General features: G+C 60.4%; 20 protein-coding genes. 13 read left to right on the top strand and 7 right to left on the bottom strand.

Going from position 1 to position 18235, the window contains the following annotated elements; translation table 11 throughout:
- Nucleotides 1–17: 17 nt before the first annotated feature.
- Both FQ187_RS07835 and FQ187_RS07830 read right to left on the bottom strand, forming a co-directional pair.
- Nucleotides 18–1184 (bottom strand): MFS transporter, encoded by a 1167-nt coding sequence (locus FQ187_RS07835; RefSeq protein ID WP_149629027.1) that lies wholly within the window; start codon nucleotides 1182–1184, stop codon nucleotides 18–20.
- A gap of 24 nt (nucleotides 1185–1208) precedes the next feature.
- Nucleotides 1209–1511, bottom strand: coding sequence for a helix-turn-helix transcriptional regulator (locus FQ187_RS07830; RefSeq protein ID WP_149629026.1), 303 nt, complete (start codon nucleotides 1509–1511; stop codon nucleotides 1209–1211).
- Nucleotides 1512–1666: 155 nt separating this feature from the next.
- Between FQ187_RS07830 and FQ187_RS07825 the strand changes: the two genes are divergently transcribed.
- A complete protein-coding gene (locus FQ187_RS07825; protein ID WP_149629025.1) occupies nucleotides 1667–2245 on the top strand; it encodes an ACP phosphodiesterase in 579 nt (192 codons plus the stop codon).
- 108 nt (nucleotides 2246–2353) lie between these two features.
- Here the strand turns inward: FQ187_RS07825 and FQ187_RS07815 are convergent, their stop codons facing one another.
- Nucleotides 2354–3145, bottom strand: coding sequence for a 1-acyl-sn-glycerol-3-phosphate acyltransferase (locus tag FQ187_RS07815; protein WP_149629024.1), 792 nt, complete (start codon nucleotides 3143–3145; stop codon nucleotides 2354–2356).
- Nucleotides 3145–3900 (bottom strand): L-ornithine N(alpha)-acyltransferase, encoded by a 756-nt coding sequence (gene olsB, locus FQ187_RS07810; RefSeq protein ID WP_149629023.1) that lies wholly within the window; start codon nucleotides 3898–3900, stop codon nucleotides 3145–3147. Before olsB ends, FQ187_RS07815 begins: the two co-directional genes overlap by 1 nt.
- 154 nt (nucleotides 3901–4054) lie before the next feature.
- On the opposite strand from olsB, the gene FQ187_RS07805 reads away from it, so the two are divergent.
- The 5 genes from FQ187_RS07805 (at nucleotide 4055) to FQ187_RS07785 (ending at nucleotide 8504) form a co-directional block, all read left to right on the top strand.
- The gene (locus FQ187_RS07805) at nucleotides 4055–4942 is read left to right on the top strand and encodes an acyl-CoA dehydrogenase family protein (RefSeq protein WP_149629022.1); all 888 of its coding nucleotides are present in this window, start codon (nucleotides 4055–4057) and stop codon (nucleotides 4940–4942) included.
- A gap of 154 nt (nucleotides 4943–5096) precedes the next feature.
- Nucleotides 5097–6191, top strand: coding sequence for a serine hydrolase (locus FQ187_RS07800; protein ID WP_149629021.1), 1095 nt, complete (start codon nucleotides 5097–5099; stop codon nucleotides 6189–6191).
- The gene (locus FQ187_RS07795; protein ID WP_149629020.1) at nucleotides 6188–6517 is read left to right on the top strand and encodes an amidase; all 330 of its coding nucleotides are present in this window, start codon (nucleotides 6188–6190) and stop codon (nucleotides 6515–6517) included. Before FQ187_RS07800 ends, FQ187_RS07795 begins: the two co-directional genes overlap by 4 nt.
- A gap of 237 nt (nucleotides 6518–6754) precedes the next feature.
- Entirely contained in the window at nucleotides 6755–7345 is a 591-nt protein-coding gene (locus tag FQ187_RS07790) for a YceI family protein (protein ID WP_149629019.1), read from the top strand.
- Nucleotide 7346: 1 nt separating this feature from the next.
- On the top strand, nucleotides 7347–8504 hold the full coding sequence (locus tag FQ187_RS07785) for a phosphatidylserine/phosphatidylglycerophosphate/cardiolipin synthase family protein (protein ID WP_149629018.1): 1158 nt from the start codon (nucleotides 7347–7349) through the stop codon (nucleotides 8502–8504).
- A gap of 142 nt (nucleotides 8505–8646) precedes the next feature.
- On the opposite strand, the gene bglX is transcribed toward FQ187_RS07785, so the two are convergent.
- The gene (bglX, locus tag FQ187_RS07780; RefSeq protein ID WP_149629017.1) at nucleotides 8647–10938 is read right to left on the bottom strand and encodes a beta-glucosidase BglX; all 2292 of its coding nucleotides are present in this window, start codon (nucleotides 10936–10938) and stop codon (nucleotides 8647–8649) included.
- 237 nt (nucleotides 10939–11175) lie between these two features.
- Here bglX and FQ187_RS07775 point away from each other — a divergent pair, with 237 nt between their 5' ends.
- From FQ187_RS07775 to FQ187_RS07760, 4 genes are all read left to right on the top strand, one after another.
- Nucleotides 11176–11787, top strand: a complete 612-nt coding sequence (locus FQ187_RS07775) for a LemA family protein (RefSeq protein WP_149629016.1) — start codon at nucleotides 11176–11178, stop codon at nucleotides 11785–11787.
- A 43-nt stretch (nucleotides 11788–11830) separates the two neighbouring features.
- Entirely contained in the window at nucleotides 11831–12583 is a 753-nt protein-coding gene (locus tag FQ187_RS07770; RefSeq protein ID WP_149629015.1) for a YgcG family protein, read from the top strand.
- A gap of 43 nt (nucleotides 12584–12626) precedes the next feature.
- Complete coding sequence (locus tag FQ187_RS07765) at nucleotides 12627–13244, top strand: TPM domain-containing protein (protein ID WP_149629014.1); 618 nt, start codon at nucleotides 12627–12629, stop codon at nucleotides 13242–13244.
- Nucleotides 13245–13340: 96 nt separating this feature from the next.
- Nucleotides 13341–14558, top strand: a complete 1218-nt coding sequence (locus FQ187_RS07760) for an SAM-dependent methyltransferase (RefSeq protein WP_149629013.1) — start codon at nucleotides 13341–13343, stop codon at nucleotides 14556–14558.
- Here FQ187_RS07760 and FQ187_RS07755 read toward each other — a convergent pair.
- Complete coding sequence (locus tag FQ187_RS07755) at nucleotides 14546–15457, bottom strand: DMT family transporter (RefSeq protein WP_149629012.1); 912 nt, start codon at nucleotides 15455–15457, stop codon at nucleotides 14546–14548. The two genes, FQ187_RS07760 and FQ187_RS07755, sit on opposite strands and share 13 nt — an antisense overlap.
- Before the next feature lie 283 nt (nucleotides 15458–15740).
- On the opposite strand from FQ187_RS07755, the gene FQ187_RS07750 reads away from it, so the two are divergent.
- Genes FQ187_RS07750 through FQ187_RS07740 form a run of 3 tightly spaced genes read left to right on the top strand, consistent with a single transcriptional unit; the run spans nucleotide 15741 to nucleotide 17044 of the window.
- Entirely contained in the window at nucleotides 15741–16322 is a 582-nt protein-coding gene (locus FQ187_RS07750) for a DJ-1/PfpI family protein (protein ID WP_008152949.1), read from the top strand.
- Nucleotides 16323–16336: 14 nt separating this feature from the next.
- On the top strand, nucleotides 16337–16642 hold the full coding sequence (locus FQ187_RS07745; protein ID WP_008025707.1) for a ribbon-helix-helix domain-containing protein: 306 nt from the start codon (nucleotides 16337–16339) through the stop codon (nucleotides 16640–16642).
- Between the two features lie 57 nt (nucleotides 16643–16699).
- A complete protein-coding gene (locus FQ187_RS07740; RefSeq protein ID WP_149629011.1) occupies nucleotides 16700–17044 on the top strand; it encodes a YegP family protein in 345 nt (114 codons plus the stop codon).
- A gap of 87 nt (nucleotides 17045–17131) precedes the next feature.
- Here the strand turns inward: FQ187_RS07740 and FQ187_RS07735 are convergent, their stop codons facing one another.
- Complete coding sequence (locus FQ187_RS07735) at nucleotides 17132–18151, bottom strand: DUF4917 family protein (protein ID WP_149629010.1); 1020 nt, start codon at nucleotides 18149–18151, stop codon at nucleotides 17132–17134.
- Nucleotides 18152–18235 lie beyond the last annotated feature (84 nt).

The raw sequence follows: 18235 nt of genomic DNA, 5'->3' as shown, positions 1-18235 counted from the left end.
TAGCTCTCTTGTAGAGATCAGTTGGTAGCAGGGGCCAGTTCGGGATTGCCGCTCTGGCGGAAAGTAATCAGGGTCACCAGCAGGGCGAGTACCGCCAGTGCGGCTGCCGCGAGAGGTACGCTGGTCAAGCCGAAACCGTGGGCGATGACGCTGCCACCGACCCAGGCACCCAGTGCGTTGCCGATATTGAAAGCGCCGATGTTCAGGGTCGACACCAGGTTCGGTGCTGCCTTGCCGTAGGTCACCACGTTCACTTGCAGGGCGGGCACGGCGGCAAAGCACGCGGTGGCCCAGAGGAACAGGGTGATTTCGGTCGGAATCAGCGCAACGCTGGTCCAGGTCAGTACGGTCGAGATCACGGCCATCGAGATAAAGACGCCGATCAACGTTGCGGCCATGCCTTTGTCAGCCAGCTTGCCGCCGATGATGTTGCCGACCGTCAGGCCCAGGCCGATGAGCATCAGGGTCCAGGTCACGCCTTTGGGCGAGACGCCAGTGACATCACCGAGCAGCGGGGCGACATAGGTGAACAGGGTGAATACGGAAGCTGCGAACAACGCCGTCATGCTCAACGACAGCCAGATCCCGACGCCTTTGAGGGCGCGCAATTCGGCGCGCATGTCGAGTTTCTCTTCATCGCGCTTGGCCGGCAGGAAGCGGATCAGGCCGATCAACGCGATCACACCAATCACGGTCACCGCCCAGAAGGTCGAACGCCAGCCGGCTTGCTGACCGAGCGCGGTGCCCAGCGGAACGCCGAGCACGTTGGCCAGGGTCAGGCCGGTGAACATCAATGCCACGGCCGAAGCACGCTTGTTCGCCGGAACCAGACCCGCTGCCACCACTGAGCCAATGCCGAAGAACGCACCGTGGCAGAGGGCGGTCACCACACGGGCAAACATCAGCACGTTGTAGTCGGTCGCCATTGCACAGAGCAGGTTGCCGACGATGAAGATGCCCATCAACGCTACCAGCGCGGCCTTGCGCGGCAGTCTGGCGGTGGCCAGTGCCATGAATGGCGCACCGATGGCCACGCCCAGGGCGTAACCGGTCACCAGCCAGCCGGCGCCGGGAATCGACACACCGAGGTCCGCCGCCACATCGGGCAACAAGCCCATGATGACGAACTCGGTGGTGCCGATGGCGAAGGCGCTCAAGGCCAGAATGAGTAGCGAGAGGGGCATTGTTGATTCCTTGTCCGTAAAGGGTCAGAGCTCTTTGCTGAAGGTTCTGAGGAATTCCTGGATGGTTTCCTCATTACGTTTGAAAAAATGCCATTGACCGACTTTGCGGCTGCTGATCAGGCCGGCGCGTTGCAGGGTTGCCAGGTGCGCAGACACCGTGGACTGCGACAAACCGCAACGTTGATCGATCTGCCCGGCGCAGACGCCGTGCTCGTTGCTGTGGGACTGGTCGGGGAATTCGACGGTCGGGTCTTTGAGCCAGTGCAGGATTTCTCGCCGTACTGGGTGTGCCAGGGCTTTTATTATTTCGTCGAGGTCGATGGTCATGGTTTGGGCTCGTGATGAGTAAAACGCTATATCGCGATGGGGCGAACTTTAAATCGGTATTTCGCGATATACAAATATGATTTTGGTCTGACGACCGAGTAATTCGGTATATCGGGTTATAACGATATTTAGGCCGTAGTGCTAAGCTGCGCGGCATGAACTATCTCGCACATCTGCACCTCGGTGGCCAGCGCCCCGGTCAATTGCTCGGCAGTCTGTATGGCGATTTCGTCAAAGGGCGGCTGCAAGGGCAGTTCGATCCGGAGATCGAAGCCGCCATCCAGCTGCATCGCAGCATCGATGTCTTTACCGACCGCCATCCGTTGGTGGACGTTTCGTTGTCACGGTTTTCCCTGACCCGCCGGCGTTACGCCGGGATCGTGCTCGACGTGTTTTTCGACCATTGCCTGGCCCGGGACTGGACGCTTTACTCGGATCAGCCACTGGAGCAATTCACCTCGGATGTATACCGGGTGCTGTCTTCGGAGCCGCAACTTCCGGAACGCTTGGCGAGGATTGCACCGCACATGGTCGCGAATGACTGGTTGGGTTCCTATCGGGAATTTGCGGTGCTTGAGCAGGTGCTGCGAGGGATTTCACGGAGGCTGACGCGGCCGGCGGAACTGGCCGCAGCGATGCAGGAATTGCGGGTGTTGTATGAGCCGTTGAGCGATGATTTCAGATTGTTCTATCCGCAGCTTCAGGACTTTGCGCAGAACTACCCAGCAACATAAACCCCTTGTGGGAGCGGGCTTGCTCGCGAAGGCGGTGTATCAGTCAACATCAGTGTTGGATGACAGACCGCCTTCGCGAGCAAGCCCGCTCCCACAGGGGATGTGTGTTTAAGCCGCGATCGCGGGGCGCAGCGGTTCCGGTTGTGCCTGCGGAATCGCCCCAAACAACACCTTCTGCACCGCCTGCTGCGCCTCGAACGCCAGTGCCGCACGTTCGCGACCTTCACACGCGATCGGCTTGAGCAAATGAATCTCCACCTCACCCTGATCATTGGCAAACAAGCGCATCAAGTGCGAGAGCAAATCATCATCGCCAATGAACGGCGCCAGCGAATCGAGCGCTCCGTCACGCAGGTAACGAATCGCCACCGGCTGCAACTTCACTTCGGAGTCGATTGCCGCAGACAGCAATCGACCGTGGAAAGTACGTAACGAACGGCCATCGGTGGTGGTGCCTTCCGGGAACATCAGCAGCGGATGTTCCTGCTCCAGATGACGGGTCATCTGTTTGCGAATCAACTGGCTGTCGCCCGACCCCCGGCGAATGAACAAACTGCCGGCCTTGGCCGCCAACCAGCCCGCCACCGGCCAGGTGCGGACTTCGGCCTTGGACAGGAACGACAGCGGCGTGAGCATGCCCAGCAGTGGAATGTCGGTCCAGGACACGTGGTTGCTGACCCAGAGCATCGGCGCCTTCGGCAATTCACCGTGTACTGTCACGCGAAAGGGCAAGGCATTGCTCAGGCGCGCCATGAAAAATCGCGACCAGCGCTGGCGACGCACCATCGAATGAGCAATCCCCAAACGTTCGAACAGCCCGAACAAACTGGCCATGCTCAAACCCAGCGTCACCACCACCAACACTCGCGCAATCCGCGCGTACACCCGTAACCGACTCATCACACGGCCGCCTTGAAGTGTTTGGCATAACGCGGGCAGAGTTCGTCGCGCTTGAGCAGAATGAACACGTCGGCGACCTGGAAGTCTTCGTCCCAGCACGGCTCGCCGCAGATCTTCGCGCCAAGACGCATGTAGGCCTTGAGCAGCGGAGGCATCTCGGCGATGACGTTGGACGGGATGTCGAGGCTCGGCAGCGGTTTTTTTGGTTCGGCCCGCAGGTGTTCAGTGCACAGGTAGCGCTCGCGCAAGCGCTGCATGATCGCGTGGGCCTGAATGCCGCCGTCCTGCATCGGGATGCTCGCGCAACCCATTAAATAGCTGTAGCCGCCCTGGTTCAGCACTTCGGCCAGTTCGCCCCAGAGTACGGCGATGGTGCCGCCGTTGCGGTAGGCGGGGTCGACGCAGGTGCGACCGATTTCCAGAATCGGGCCTTTGAGATGGAGCAGGCCGTGCAGGCTGAATTCTTCTTCGCTGTAGAACTTGCCCAGGCTGCTGGCGGCCGTGTGGTCGAGCAAACGGGTGGTCGCTACCAGACGCCCGGTGTTCAAGTCACGCACGCCGATGTGGGCGCAGTGAACATCATAGTCATCCATGTCCAGACCCAGCTCCGCGCCTTTCAGTTTGGCGTTGAATTCGCCGCTGAACACGTTGAAGCGCAAGGCCTGGGCTTCCTGCAAGGCCTCGGCGCCCACCAGGCGTTCGGCTTGCAGGCGGCGTTCATTGCCGGTGTCGCTGATGCGGGCGATCTGAGTCATTGCGAATCTCCGTACGGGCCGGTCACCCGTCTTGGGTTGCAGCCGATCGACTTTCTTTATGCTGCCGTGTTGTGCAAAGTCAGGCTATGTAGCCCCGGTGTCATCGCCATGAAGCTTTGGTGATGCTTATATGACAGCCCACGAGGAGCCTCTTATGCCCTGGCAAAACCTGCTGCGCCGCCGCGATCGTCTGCCCGCCAACTCGGACCTGGGCGAGGGGTTTGCGACCTTGTTGCACCAGTTGAGCAACGTCACGCCGTTCGAACTGGCGGTGGCCGGCGGGCGTTTGATGTCGACGCCGGGGCTGGCGTTTCTGGTGGGCTATCAGGCGGCGTTGCGCATGCTCTGGCCGAGCGCGCCGCTGAGCCTCGGCGCCTTGTGCGCGACCGAACAGCGCAGCCTGCGGGTGGCGGACATGCAGACCCGTCTGCACGATTTGCGTCTGAGCGGGCGCAAGGATTTTGTCACCGCAGGCGATGCCGCTGATTGGCTGCTGATCGCTGCTCGCAGCGAAGCCCCCGACGAAAAACCGCGCCTGAGTCTGGCGGTGGTCTATCCCGATGAACCGGGTGTGCGTCTGGAGAAGCTACCGGCGATCCCGTTGATGCCAGACATCAGCCATGGTCGGCTGTTTCTCGATAACGCTCAGTGCGAACTGTTGGCGGGGGATGGCTGGGATGCTTACATCAAACCGTTTCGCACCCTTGAAGACATTTACGTTCTGAGCGCCATGACCGCCTGGCTGTACGGCATCGGTCAGGACAGCGACTGGCCGCAAGCCTTGCAACTGCGTTTGCTGGCGCTGCTGGCCGGGTGTGCGGAAGTCAGCCGGCAGGCACCGAATAATCCGTCCGGGCATGTGTTGCTCGCAGGCTTGTTTGCGCAGTTCGATGGGCTCAAGGCCGAGGTGGCTCAGGCACTGGCCGATGGCCCGCAGCATTGGGCGGCGATGTGGCTACGCGATCAGGCCGTGATGGATTTGGCGGCGGGTGCGCGGGGGAAGCGGTTGGCCAAGGCCCTCGCCGGATCTTCGCTGGATTGACTGGCCCCTTCGCGAGCAAGCTCGCTCACATTTGAAATGCATTCCCCTGTGGGAGCGAGCTTGCTCGCGATGGCGGCCTCATGGGCGCCGCAAATGTCAAAACTGTCATCAAGCTCGTTTAGGCTCAGCCAGTCCATCCCTCCGAGCACCCACCATGTTCAAAGGCTTGTCCCTGATTTTGGGGCTGCTGCTCAGCCTCACGGCCCACGCCGAATACTGGCCTGCCGAGCAATGGTCAACCGGACCGACCGCCAACGGCCCGGCACTTCAAGCGCTGGAAACCTACGCCTTCCCACCCCGTGATGACAGCACCCGAAAAGGCATCCGCACCGACGCCTTGTTGGTGATCCGCGACGGCCAGCTGCTCTACGAACGCTACGCCGGCCCGACCACCGCTGACACCCCGCACCTGACCTGGTCCATCAGCAAAAGCCTGATGGCCACGGTCCTCGGCGTGGCCTATGGCGAAGGTCTGTTCAAGCTCCGGGACCCGGTGCAGAAATTTTATCCGCCGCTGGAAAAACACCCGACGATGACCATGGCCGACCTGCTGCATTGGGCCTCGGGCCTGGACTGGCAGGAAGACTATGAATACGCGCCGTTGAAATCCTCGGTGGTCGCGATGCTCTACACCCGTGGCCACCCGGACATGGCCGCGTTCACCGCCGATCACGGTGAATACGCCAAACCCGGTCAGGCATTCCGTTACTCCAGCGGTGACAGCAATTTGTTATCCGCTACGCTGAAAACCATCGTCGGCCCGAACCGCTATCCGGACTATCCATGGACTGCTTTGTTCGAGCCTTTGGGCATTCATCACGCCGTCTGGGAAACCGACGCCACGGGGACGTTCGTTGCTTCGTCCTATGCCTACCTCACCGCCAGGGATCTGGCTCGAGTCGGGCTGTTGATGGCCCGCGATGGCCGTTGGGGCGAGCGACAATTGCTGCCCCAGGACTGGGTCACTTTCAGCCGCGAACCGTTCGCCCGCTATCAACCCCATCAGGACGACGCTGTGCCCGGCGGCCATTGGTGGCTCAATCGAGCAGCGGATGGCGCGGTAAAACCCTGGCCCGATGCCCCCGACGATACTTTCGCCGCGCTGGGTCATTGGGGTCAGGCGATGTACGTGATTCCCGGCGAAAACCTGGTGATCGTGCGCTACGGCGATGACCGTGACGGCAGCTATCAGCACAACGATTTGCTCAAACTCGCGCTCAAGGCATTTGCCGCGAAGGTGCAGCCATGAACCGTCGCAGCTTTGTTCGTCGCCGACCGTTCAGCACGCTGTTGTTGATCCTGTTGATCGCCTTGCTCAGCTGGATCTGGCAGGAGCGCGTGGCGCTGTGGGCATTCCCGGACATCATCAGCGGCTATACCGCCAAGGAATATTGTTCGTGCCGTTACGTGATGAACAACCCGGCCGAGTACTGCCAAAGCTATGTGAAGCAGTGGCTGCCGACCAGTGGATTTACTGATGACACCGCCAGAAAGCGCGTTACCGTCAGCGGTATGGGCCGCAGCAACAACGCGCAATGGATCGGCGAGCGCCGAGGCTGCCTTCTGAATCCCTGAATGCCGCGACCCTGTAGCAGCTGGCGAAGCCTGCGTTCGGCTCGGGCCGCGTTCGGACGCAGCAGTCGCCAATCCAGCCACCTCGGTCTCCCTGTAAAACCGCAGCGCCTGATTTCACGACTGCTGCGTCCGAACGCGGCCCGAGCCGAACGCAGCCTTCGGCAGCTGCTACACAAGTTTGCAATTGGCTCACGGACGGTTAAGGTTCGTGCAGGTTTATCTGCCCCACGAGTCTCTATGTTCAACCGCTTCCACTGCAAAACCCTCGCCTTCCTGCTGCTGGCCGGTGCCACCCTGTCGGCACACGCCGATTGGTATCTGGATGGCGAGTCCTCGCGGCTGTCGTTCATCAGCACCAAAAACACCAATATCTCCGAAGTGCAGCGCTTTCTGGTGCTGCACGGCAAGGTCGATCCCAAAGGCCTGGCCGAGGTGGAAGTCGAGATGGACTCGGTCAACAGTGGCATCCCGTTGCGCGATGAACGCATGCGCAAGGACCTGTTTGAAATCCAGACTTTCCCCGAAGCACTGATCACCGCGCAGATTGATCTACGCCCGATCAACGATCTGGCGCCCGGTGCGCAACTTGAATTGCGCCTGCCGCTGACCGTCAACCTCCATGGTAAACAACACGAATACAACGCCGAACTGCTGGCAACCCGTCTGGATGACCGACGCTTCCAGGTGGTGACCCTCGAACCGCTGATCATCAATGCCGCGGATTTCGACCTGGCCCCCGGCCTGGAAAGTTTGCGCAAGGTCGCCGGTTTGTCGGCCATCAGTCTGTCGGTGCCGGTGAGTGCGGTACTGATTTTCACGGCGCGCTGACATGGCCGGCGCGATTTTCCCCTGGCGTGAAGGCAACCGTTTTGAACTGCTGATCGACGGTCCGCAGTTTTTCCCTCGGATGTTGGTCGCGATTGCCCGCGCCGAAGAACAGGTCGAGCTGGAGTTGTACCTGGTGGAGGCGGGCGCCTGTGCCGAGGCGATGGTTCAGGCGTTGGTCCAGGCCGCCGAACGTGGTGTGCGCGTGCGCTGCCTGTTCGATGATTACGGCAGCCTCGCGTTCACCCTGACCTTGCGCCAGCGATTGATGGCAGCAGGTGTGGAGTTGCGTTTCTACAATCGCCTGAGCTGGCGGCGCTGGGTCGGCAACTTCTACCGCGATCACCGCAAGCTGTTGCTGGTCGATCAGAGCATGGCCGTGGTGGGCGGCACCGGGGCGACCGATGAGTTCTGGACGCCGGGCGAAGACACCAGCGAATGGCACGAAGTGATGGTGGAAATCACCGGTCCCTTGGTCATCGACTGGCAGTTGCTGTTCGACCGCCAATGGATCGCCAACCGGTATCGGCGCGCCTGGAAACCCGCTTCGCATTTCGGCCTGCCGCGTCTGCCACGCGTGCCGTCCATGGGCGAGGGCATGGGCCGGGTCGCCTATGCCGACGCCCGCCAGCACCGGGACATCCTGCAATCGTTGATTCGCGCGCTGAACAGCGGCCAGCGGCGGATCTGGCTGGCGACGCCGTATTTCCTGCCGACCTGGAAAGTCCGCCGCTCACTGCGCCGGGCTGCCGCCCGAGGCGTCGACGTGCGCCTGCTGCTGACCGGGCCGCGCACCGATCACCCGTCGGTGCGCTACGCCGGGCATCGCTACTACCCGCGATTGCTCAAGGCCGGGGTGACGATCTTCGAATACCAGCCGTGTTTCCTGCACCTGAAAATGGTCTTGATCGACGATTGGGTGAGCATCGGCTCGTGCAATTTCGATCACTGGAATTTGCGCTTCAACCTGGAAGCCAACCTTGAAGCGCTGGACCCAGGGCTGACGCGGGCGGTGGCGGCAAGTTTCGAGAGGGACTTTGCGCAGAGCCAGGAAGTCAGCCTGGAGGCATGGCAACGCCGGCCGCTGTGGCGGCGGGTGAAGCAAAGGATTTGGGGATGGGTGGATCGGCTGGTGGTGAATCTGCTGGATCGACGGGGTTGACCCTGTCTCAGCAACACCCCAAAACCACTGTGGGAGCGGGCTTGCTCGCGAAGGCGGAATAACATTCAACGAAGATGCTGAATGTCAGACCGCTTTCGCGAGCAAGCCCGCTCCCACATTTTTGATTGCGGTGTGTCAGGGATTACAGCAACTCGAAACTCTGCTGCGTCACGTCCTGTGAATCCAGGCCGATCTCCACGTTGAACTTGCCCGGTTCTGCCGCGTACTTGAGCTGGGCGTTGAAGAACTTCAGGTCATCCTCGGTGATGGTGAAGTGCACGACTTTCTGTTCGCCGGCCTTGAGCATGATTTTCTGGAAGTTCTTCAGTTCCTTGAGCGGGCGTATCATCGAGCCGGTCACGTCCTGGATGTACAACTGCACCACGGTTTCGCCGTCACGCTTGCCGGTGTTTTTCACCATGACGCTGGCGTCGAGCTTGCCGGTTTTGTTCAGCGTGGTCGACGACAGCGCCATGTCGCTCAGGCTGAAATCGGTGTAGCTCAGGCCGAAGCCGAACGGGAACAGGGGCCCGGTGGTGTCATCGAAATACTGCGAGGTGTAGTTGCCCGGTTTGCCCGGCGTGAACGGCCGGCCAATGCTCAGGTGGTTGTAGTAGGTCGGAATCTGACCCACCGAACGCGGGAAGGTGATCGGCAATTTACCCGACGGGTTGTAGTCGCCAAACAGCACATCGGCGATGGCGTTACCGCCTTCGGTGCCGGTGAACCAGGTTTCCAGGATCGCGTCGGCCTGTTCCTTCTCTTCGAGAATCGACAGCGGACGGCCGTTCATCAACACCAGCACCAGCGGTTTGCCGGTGGCTTTCAGCGCCTTGATCAAGTCGCGCTGGTTGGCCGGGATGTTCAGGTCGGTGCGGCTCGACGATTCGTGGGACATGCCACGGGACTCGCCCACCGCTGCCACCACCACATCAGCATCCTTGGCGGCTTTCACCGCTTCTTCGATCAGCACTTGGGCCGAACGCGGATCGTCCACCACTTCCGGTGCGTCGAAGTTGAGGAAGTTGAGGTAATCGAGCACCTTCTTGTCGCTGGTGATGTTCGCGCCACGGGCGTAGATCAGCGTCGATTGCGCGCCCAGTGCGTTGGTCATGCCATCGAGCAGCGTCACCGATTGCGCGGGTTTGCCGGCGGCGGCCCAGCTGCCCATCATGTCGATCGGTGCCTTGGCCAGCGGGCCGACCAGGGCAATTTTTGCAGTCTTTTTCAACGGCAGGGTTTCGCCCTGGTTTTTCAGCAACACCATGCTTCGGCGGGCAACATCACGGGCCTCGGCGCGGTGCAGACGGCTTTCGGCGTAAGTGTCGGCGGGATCATCCTCAGCCTTGCCGATCCGCAGGTACGGGTCCTTGAACAGACCCATGTCGTACTTGGCGGCGAGCACTTCACGTACGGCGTTATCGATGTCGCTCTGTTCGATCTCACCCGCCTTCAACAGTCCCGGCAGCTCTTTGCCGTAAAGGGTGTCGTTCATGCTCATGTCGATGCCGGCCTTGATCGCCAGCTTCGCCGCTTCGCGACCGTCGCGGGCAACGCCGTGTTTGATCAGCTCGAAAATCGCCCCGTGGTCGCTGACGGCCAGGCCTTTGAAGCCCCATTGCTTGCGCAACAGGTCGTTCATCAGCCAGGTGTTGGCGGTGGCCGGCACGCCGTTGATCGAGTTCAGCGCGACCATCACCCCGCCAGCACCGGCGTCGATAGCCGCACGGTACGGTGGCAGGTAGTCCTGGAACATCTTGACCGGGCTCATGTCGACGACGTTGTAGTCGCGACCGCCCTCGACCGCGCCGTACAGGGCAAAGTGCTTGACGCTGGCCATGATGCTGTCGGCCGCGTTAGCGCCTGTGCCCTGGAAGGCTTTGACCATCACGCCGGCAATGCGCGAAACCAGATACGTGTCTTCGCCGAAGCCTTCGGAAGTCCGGCCCCAGCGCGGGTCGCGGGAGATGTCGACCATCGGCGCGAAAGTGATGTCGAGGCTGTCCGCCGCGGCTTCCTTGGCGGCGATGCGCCCGGACAGGCCGATGGCGTCCATGTCCCAACTCGAGGCCAGGGCTATCGGGATCGGGAAAATGGTGCGGTGGCCGTGGATCACGTCATAGGCGAAGAACATCGGGATCTTCAGCCGGCTGCGCATGGCCGCATCCTGCATCGGACGGTTTTCCGGGCGGGTGATCGAGTTGAACGTGCCACCGATGTTGCCGGCTGCGATTTCCTTGCGGATCAGCTCCCGAGGCATTTCCGGGCCGATGCTGATCAGGCGCAACTGGCCGATTTTTTCATCGAGGGTCATCTGCTTCATCAGGTTGCTGATGAACGCGTTCTTGTTTTCCAGAGGTGCGGGCGTCGTGGCGGCCAATACGTTATGACTGGCCAGACTGACGAACAGGCCCAGCAAACACAGCTTCTTCATGAATAGTTTTCTCAAAAGCCTAAACGGCAGTGAATACGCGCCGGTCAGCCAAAATTTAGGGAGCGACTATTGTTGTTCAGGTAAATGCAGCACACTTCTGCGTGTTTATTGCGCTGGGGCATCTTTTAGCCCATTGGCTCGATGCAATCCAGTGGCGGCGGCAGATTATGCCCCAAGAGCCGGGTTCAAAGTTCGCAGGTTGTTTTTCAACGGAATGTGCAAGGGAGCGTCAACCAGATGAATGTACGACACCACTATCGGTCGAACCTGCAGGTTGCAGCCTTGATGTTGCTGACCACACTGCTGGCCGGCTGCGGCATCAACACGATCCCGACCCTCGACGAACAGGCCAAGGCCGCCTGGGGTCAGGTTCAGAATCAGTACCAGCGCCGCGCCGATCTGATTCCCAACCTGGTGGAAACCGTCAAGGGCTACGCCAAGCACGAAGAAGAAACCCTGACCGCCGTGATTGAAGCCCGGGCCAAGGCCACTTCGATCCAGGTCGATGCCAAGACCCTGGATAACCCGGAAAAACTCAAACAGTTCCAGCAGGCCCAGGATCAACTGACCGGCGCCTTGAGCCGTTTGATGGTGGTGTCCGAGCGTTATCCGGACCTCAAGGCCAACCAGAATTTCCTGGCCCTGCAATCGCAACTTGAAGGCACCGAGAACCGCATTGCCGTGGCGCGTCGGGACTTCATCCTCGCCGTGCAGAAATACAACACGGAAATCCGTACCTTCCCCGGTCGCCTGTGGCACACCGTGATGTACAGCGATTTGCCGATCCGCGAAACTTTCGAGGCTACCAGCCCCGATGCGGAAAAAGCGCCGCAAGTGAAGTTCCAGTAAGCGCCGGGACGGGTTTAAAGCGTCACCACGGATGAGGTTGCCCATGCGCGTGTTGAAAGTTGGCCTGATGCTGTTGCTCTGGGTGTTTGCCCTCACGGCCCAGGCTGCGTTGAAGTTTCCGGAACTGACCGGGCGGGTGGTCGATAACGCCCAGATGATCGAGCCTGCGGTGCGTGAGCAGCTGACGCAACAGCTTCAGGCCCATGAAAAAGCCACCGGCGAGCAGTTGGTGGTGGTCACGTTGCCGGATTTGCAGGGCACCGACATTGCGGACTTCGGTTATCAACTGGGGCGCTACTGGGGCATCGGCCAGAAGGACAAGAACACTGGCGCGCTGCTGATCGTTGCGCGTGACGATCGCAAGCTGCGGATTGAAGTCGGTTATGGCCTGGAAGACCGGCTGACCGATGCGCAGAGTTCGGTGATCATCAATCAGGTGATTACCCCGGCGTTCAAGACCGGCAACTTCAGCAAGGGCATTAGCGACGGGGTCGCGGCAATGCTCGTGGTGTTGGGTGGCAATCCGCTGGATGAGCCGTCCACGGTGTATGACTCCGGCGGCAATCAGGAAAGCGACTTCGTCTCACGGCATCCGGGGATCTTCGTGTTTCTGGTGATGCTGTTCATCCTGACGATGTTTGTCTGCCAGATGCTCGGGATCCTGCCTAGCGGCGGCGGCCGAGGCGGTTCGAGCGGCGGTTTCGGCGGTGGAGGTTTTGGTGGCGGCGGTGGAGGCGGTGGCTTCAGCGGCGGTGGGGGCAGTTTCGGGGGCGGAGGTTCCTCGGGCGGCTGGTGATAACACTGCAGTTAATAACAATAGCGAACGGGCATTGGTGAACATGGCTTTATTGACTGAACACGAACAACGCAAAGTTGCCGAGGCGATTGCCCGGGTCGAGCGCGACACCGACGCCGAACTGGTGACCGTGCTCGCGGCCCGCGCCGACGACTACGCGTACATCCCGCTGCTCTGGGCCAGCCTGCTGGCGCTGGTGGTGCCGGGTATCGTGCATTACCTCACGGGCTGGCTGACCCTGCACAGTTTGCTGCTGGTGCAATGGATTACGTTCATCGTGCTGTGCCTGGTGTTCCGCATTCCGAAAGTCACCACGCACCTGATTCCGCGCTCGGTGCGTCATTGGCGCGCCTCGAACCTGGCGCGCCGGCAGTTTCTGGAGCAAAACCTGCACCACACCGTGGGCAGCACCGGCATGCTGATCTTTGTCTGCGAAGCCGAGCGCTATGTGGAAATCCTGGTGGATGAAGGGATTTCCAAACGGCTGGACAACAAGAGCTGGGATGGGATTGTTGCGGCGTTTACTCAGCAGGTGAAGCAAGGGCAGACGTTGCAGGGGTTTGTCACCTGCGTCGAGGCGTGTGGCGAGTTGCTCAAGGTGCATGTGCCAGTGACGCATGTGAGGAATGAGTTGCCGAATCGGTTGGTGGTTTTGGGCTGATCGCACCGTTCGGTAAATAACTGCGTGTCCCGAGCGGCCATCCCCCCTAAAATACCCACCATTCCCCGATCCGCACCGCCCGAGGCCGTTTTTCCCATGTCTGTCACCGCCACTCCCGCCAGCCTCGTGCCGGATCATCACGCCCAGTTCATTGACCTGCTGCAATCCAGCCTTGACCAGAACGCCTTCATCAAACTGGTGCTGGCCAAGTACGTCGGCACTGAAGTGGACTTGCAGCGGCTGACCATCAAGCAGCTGACGGTCAAGGATCAGCCCTGCCTGTCCTTCGTCTACCGCTACAAAACCCGCGACATCACCAAGAATTTGCCGATTGCCGAGGGTGTAGCGACCATCGCCGCACTCTTGCCGGCATCGTTCAAAAATGCGCATTTGCTGTCGCTGACGGATGAAGCCCAGCTGGAATACAGCAAAAAGGGCAAGTCTTCGCTGTTCAAGAGCAAACCTCAGCAATTGCGTGAAGTGCCATCCTCTGAGCATAACCGCGAGAAGAACCGCTTTCTCGACCTGAGCCGGCCGTTCCTCGCCGACCTTGGTGTGACGAACAGCAAGCACGAGCTGATCCCGGCGATGTCGCGCAAGTGGAAGCAGATCAACAAGTTCATCGAAGTCTTCAGCCACGCGCTGACCACGTCACCGCTGGCGTTGGACAAACCGGTTCAGGTGGCGGACTTCGGCTCGGGCAAGGGTTACCTGACGTTCGCGATCCATGACTATCTGCGCAACACCTTGAAGGCCGAAGGCGTGGTGACCGGCGTCGAGTTGCGCGAAGAAATGGTCACTCTGTGCAACGCCGCGGCTGCCAAGCTCGAGCATCCGGGGCTGGTGTTCAAGTGCGGTGATGTGCGCAGTGTGGCGCCGAGTGAGCTGGACGTGATGATCGCGCTGCATGCCTGCGACATCGCCACCGACTATGCGATTCACACCGGCATCCGTTCCGGCGCCTCGATCATCATGTGCTCGCCGTGCTGCCACAAGCAGATCCGCCTGCAAATCCAGAGCCCGGCGCTGCTCAAGCCGATGCTGCAATACGGTCTGCATTTGGGCCAGCAAGCGGAAATGGTCACCGACAGTTTGCGTGCGTTGTTCCTGGAAGCCTGCGGTTACGAGACCAAGGTGTTCGAGTTCATCTCACTGGACCACACCAACAAGAACAAGATGATCCTGGCGGTCAAACGTGCCGAGCCGGTTGATCCGGCCCAGCTGTTGGTGAAGATTCAGGAACTGAAGGATTTCTACCACATCAGCGAGCATTGCCTTGAAACCCTGCTGCGGGCTGACGGTTATTTAGCCTGAATTCCCGGTGGTAACGTGCCCGGTTGCGCCGGGCGCACGCTGGTCTTGCGTCCCAACATCACCGTCACGATTACCCCGGCGGCAAACAGCCAGGTGATCGGCTCGATGTGTTCGCCGAAGAACAGCGCCGAAAAGGCGATGGTGAAGAAGATCTGTAGCAACTGGATCTGACTGACCCGGGCAATGCCGCCCATCGCCAGCCCGGCGTACCAGGCGAAGAAGCCGATGAACTGCGAAAACAGCGAGACGTAACCGAAGGCCCACCAGGTCTTGGCCGAAATCTCGCCCTGATGTTGCAGCGCCAGGTACACCACCGGCCCGATCAGCAACGGCGTCGACAACACCAACGCCCAGCAGATCACTTGCCAACCGCCCATCTCCTTGGCCAATCGGCCGCCCTCGGCGTATCCCAAACCGCCCACGGCAATCGCACCGAGCATCAGCAAATCACCGGCCTGAATGCTGCCGGCCCCGCTGATCAGCGCATAACCCAGCACCAGCGCACTGCCCAGCGCAGCGCAGGCCCAGAAGGCTTTCGACGGTCGTTCGTGGGACAACCACGCGGCGTACAGCGCCACGCACAACGGCTGTAAGCCGTTGACCAGCGCGCCGTGGGACGCCGGCAAGGTTTGCATGGCCCAGGCCGACAACACCGGGAAACCGAGGATCACCCCGGCAATCACCAGGGTCAGGCCTTTGACCTGTTTCCAGGTCGGCCATTTTTCCCGGCCCCAGAGCAACAGCAACGCCGCAGGAACCGCCGCGAACAGCGCACGGCCCAGGCCGTTGAGCAGCGGATGGAGTTCCTGCACGACGATCCGTGTGAAGGGCAGGGTGAGGCTGAAGATCACAACGCCGAGCAGGCCGAGGGCCATGCCGGTGTTTTCGCGCGAGGACATGATGGCAACCAGAGTCGAGGGTGGCGGGAAGAGACTTTATCTAGCCATAAACTCGGCGTCTGCTGCTGTTACAGATAGGCGCAGAGTTATCCGTACAGTTTGAGGGCCTCTTCGCGAGCAAGCCCGCTCCCACATTGAATCGCGGTTGAATGTGGGAGCGGGCTTGCTCGCGAAGAATGATAACGCGGTCCTCAGGTAGTAACCGGTTATTACCCGACCCTGCGGATAAGGACTACCTTGAATACTCCTGCAGGCCCACGTATTTCCCAGAGGAGCCCTCCCCATGGCGGCTAAAAAAATTCTGATGCTGGTCGGCGATTACGTCGAAGACTACGAAGTGATGGTGCCGTTTCAGGCGCTGTTGATGGTCGGCCACACGGTGCATGCCGTTTGCCCGGACAAAACCGCCGGTCAGACCGTACGCACGGCGATCCATGACTTCGAAGGCGACCAGACTTACAGCGAAAAACCCGGTCACCTGTTTGCCCTGAACTTCGACTTCGCCAAGGTCAAGTCCGAGGACTACGACGCCCTGCTGGTGCCGGGTGGTCGTGCGCCGGAATACCTGCGCCTGAACGAAAAAGTCCTGGAACTGGTGCGCGCGTTCGACAAGGCCGGCAAACCGATCGCCGCGGTGTGTCACGGTGCTCAATTGCTGGCGGCCGCGGGGATTCTCGAAGGTCGCGAGTGCAGCGCCTACCCGGCCTGCGCCCCGGAAGTGCGCTTGGCGGGCGGTACGTTCATCGATATTCCGGTGACGGAAGGCCACGTACAAGGCAATCTGGCCACTGCGCCAGCCTGGCCGGCGCACCCGAGCTGGCTTGCCGGTTTCCTCGGGTTGCTGGGCACCAAAATCACGCTGTAACGAGGGACCTTTCCATGTGCGAGCTCTACGTCAAAGCCGATCCGATTCTCTACGAATCGCGCTCCCGCTCGCTGCGCATCTGCGGGGTGGTCACCACCCTGCGGCTGGAGAATCAGTTCTGGGACATCCTCAGCGAAATCGCCGAGGTCGACGGCATGACCACCAACCAGTTGATCGCCAAGCTGTATGAAGAGGTGATGGACTACCGCGGCGAGGTGGTGAATTTCGCCTCGTTTTTGCGGGTCAGCTGTACACGGTATCTGAGTCAGCGACGGGTGCAGGCGCCGGAGTTATCGGTGGTGCGCGCGGTGGTGAAGTAGGGCAGGTTGGTCTTTACTCTGAAGCGCGAAACCACTCAATTGCCAAGGAGAAAGAGCATGTCTGGATGGTATGAAGTGAGCAAAAGCAGCAATGGTCAGTTCAAGTTTGTACTGAAGGCCGCCAACGCGGAAACCATTCTGACCAGCGAGCTATACACCACCCGCGCTGCCGCCGACAAAGGCATCGTGTCGGTTCAGACCAACAGTCCGCTGGACGAACGCTATGAGAAGAAAGCCACCAAGGATGGCCATCCTTACTTCAACCTCAAGGCTGGTAACCACGAGATCATCGGTAGCAGCGAGGCTTACACCTCCGCTGCCGCGATGGATAAAGGCATCGCCAGCGTAAAAGCCAACGGGCCGACCACGGTGATCAAGGACAAGACCTTGCCAGTGCTCTAGATCCACCATTCAAGTCCAATACAAATCCCCTGTGGGAGCGAGCTTGCTCCGGGCGGCGTTCCGACGAAGGCGTCAGCCGCGTCGCCGCTAAACCTCGACTGGAACTGTGAGCTTCGGGCTGCCGAGCGAATGCGTCTTCGAATCAAAAAACCGCAACTCACTCCCGGTTCCTTCAAAGACCTTCGCGTAGTGCCGCTTCTGGTGCTGAATGAACGCCTTGCTACGCGGATAAATCGAGATCGCCACCACCTGCGGCTTCGCCTGGCGCAAGGCGTGGATGATGTGGCTGTCCTGCTCACCCAGGGCATGGCCAAACAGGCACAACCCGTCGCCATGACCGAGTAGCTGGTTGTAGCAGAACGACAGATAGTCCGAGCTGCGAATGGTTTTGAGCTTGTCCTGCGCCGGACCTTCATTGACGAACAGCGGCACGTCGTCGAGGGTCTTGATCGTGTTGTTGATCGCGAAGCTGCCGAGCAGCGTGCCCTCGGTCGACATCAGTTTGCGCGCCGTGCCGTCCTGATTCCGTACCAGATGCAGCCCGCCATGCAGGTAAAGCAACCGGGTTTTATCGGTCGCCGTGGCGCTTAAATCGAAGCTCGGCTCTGCACCCTGAAACAGGTCGCTGATCGCATCAGGCTGGTGCTGGATCGCCCAGTAGCTGAGCAGATCGTAGTTGGTTGTGAACACAGTCCGGTAACGGCCCAATTCCTGATTGATCGCCGCCAGCGTCGAAGGCACCACCAGCCGCCACGGGATGTGCACCGCGTGCACGGTGTTGATCAGCGCTTCCTTGATCGCGTAGTAACGATTGCGCGGTGCGGCGGAACTCACGGCCAGGGCCTTGTTGACCCGGCTGGTGGTTTTCAGCGCGCTGAGCACCTGCTCGAAGCTGCGCGTCTGCAGGGCGTCGAACACGCTCAGCTCGGACTGGCTCAGGGGTTTTTCTTCGACGGTGCGGGCGTTTTCGAACAGCGAGTCGTAGCCGAAGTCGTCCCATACGGCGCGGCTGGCGCCGTTGCCCACCAGCAGGCCGCTGAACGAGGCGGTGGCGCGCAAGGCGTTCCAGTCTTCAAGTTGGGCATCAACATCCTGGAAATCGGTCATTGCGTTCAAAGTCTCAAAACAGAGGGTCTGATGGGGCGGCGACTTTATCACGACCAAGACTTGAGCCAGATCAAGTTACTTCAT

The sequence above is a fragment of the Pseudomonas sp. ANT_J28 genome (assembly GCF_008370005.1).
Taxonomy (GTDB): Bacteria; Pseudomonadota; Gammaproteobacteria; order Pseudomonadales; family Pseudomonadaceae; genus Aquipseudomonas; species Aquipseudomonas frigoris.
This window is presented reverse-complemented; position numbering and strand designations above follow the sequence as displayed.

Coding starts and splice junctions, on each gene's coding strand:
- FQ187_RS07745 (WP_008025707.1), top strand. CDS start 16,337: ATGTGCGAGCTCTACGTCAAAGCCGATCCGATTCTCTACGAATCGCGC.
- FQ187_RS07830 (WP_149629026.1), bottom strand. CDS start 1,511: ATGACCATCGACCTCGACGAAATAATAAAAGCCCTGGCACACCCAGTA.
- FQ187_RS07785 (WP_149629018.1), top strand. CDS start 7,347: ATGGCCGGCGCGATTTTCCCCTGGCGTGAAGGCAACCGTTTTGAACTG.
- FQ187_RS07805 (WP_149629022.1), top strand. CDS start 4,055: ATGCCCTGGCAAAACCTGCTGCGCCGCCGCGATCGTCTGCCCGCCAAC.
- FQ187_RS07750 (WP_008152949.1), top strand. CDS start 15,741: ATGGCGGCTAAAAAAATTCTGATGCTGGTCGGCGATTACGTCGAAGAC.
- FQ187_RS07740 (WP_149629011.1), top strand. CDS start 16,700: ATGTCTGGATGGTATGAAGTGAGCAAAAGCAGCAATGGTCAGTTCAAG.
- FQ187_RS07800 (WP_149629021.1), top strand. CDS start 5,097: ATGTTCAAAGGCTTGTCCCTGATTTTGGGGCTGCTGCTCAGCCTCACG.
- FQ187_RS07770 (WP_149629015.1), top strand. CDS start 11,831: ATGCGCGTGTTGAAAGTTGGCCTGATGCTGTTGCTCTGGGTGTTTGCC.
- olsB (WP_149629023.1), bottom strand. CDS start 3,900: ATGACTCAGATCGCCCGCATCAGCGACACCGGCAATGAACGCCGCCTG.
- FQ187_RS07835 (WP_149629027.1), bottom strand. CDS start 1,184: ATGCCCCTCTCGCTACTCATTCTGGCCTTGAGCGCCTTCGCCATCGGC.
- FQ187_RS07795 (WP_149629020.1), top strand. CDS start 6,188: ATGAACCGTCGCAGCTTTGTTCGTCGCCGACCGTTCAGCACGCTGTTG.
- FQ187_RS07735 (WP_149629010.1), bottom strand. CDS start 18,151: ATGACCGATTTCCAGGATGTTGATGCCCAACTTGAAGACTGGAACGCC.
- FQ187_RS07755 (WP_149629012.1), bottom strand. CDS start 15,457: ATGTCCTCGCGCGAAAACACCGGCATGGCCCTCGGCCTGCTCGGCGTT.
- FQ187_RS07775 (WP_149629016.1), top strand. CDS start 11,176: ATGAATGTACGACACCACTATCGGTCGAACCTGCAGGTTGCAGCCTTG.
- bglX (WP_149629017.1), bottom strand. CDS start 10,938: ATGAAGAAGCTGTGTTTGCTGGGCCTGTTCGTCAGTCTGGCCAGTCAT.
- FQ187_RS07825 (WP_149629025.1), top strand. CDS start 1,667: ATGAACTATCTCGCACATCTGCACCTCGGTGGCCAGCGCCCCGGTCAA.
- FQ187_RS07790 (WP_149629019.1), top strand. CDS start 6,755: ATGTTCAACCGCTTCCACTGCAAAACCCTCGCCTTCCTGCTGCTGGCC.
- FQ187_RS07765 (WP_149629014.1), top strand. CDS start 12,627: ATGGCTTTATTGACTGAACACGAACAACGCAAAGTTGCCGAGGCGATT.
- FQ187_RS07815 (WP_149629024.1), bottom strand. CDS start 3,145: ATGAGTCGGTTACGGGTGTACGCGCGGATTGCGCGAGTGTTGGTGGTG.
- FQ187_RS07760 (WP_149629013.1), top strand. CDS start 13,341: ATGTCTGTCACCGCCACTCCCGCCAGCCTCGTGCCGGATCATCACGCC.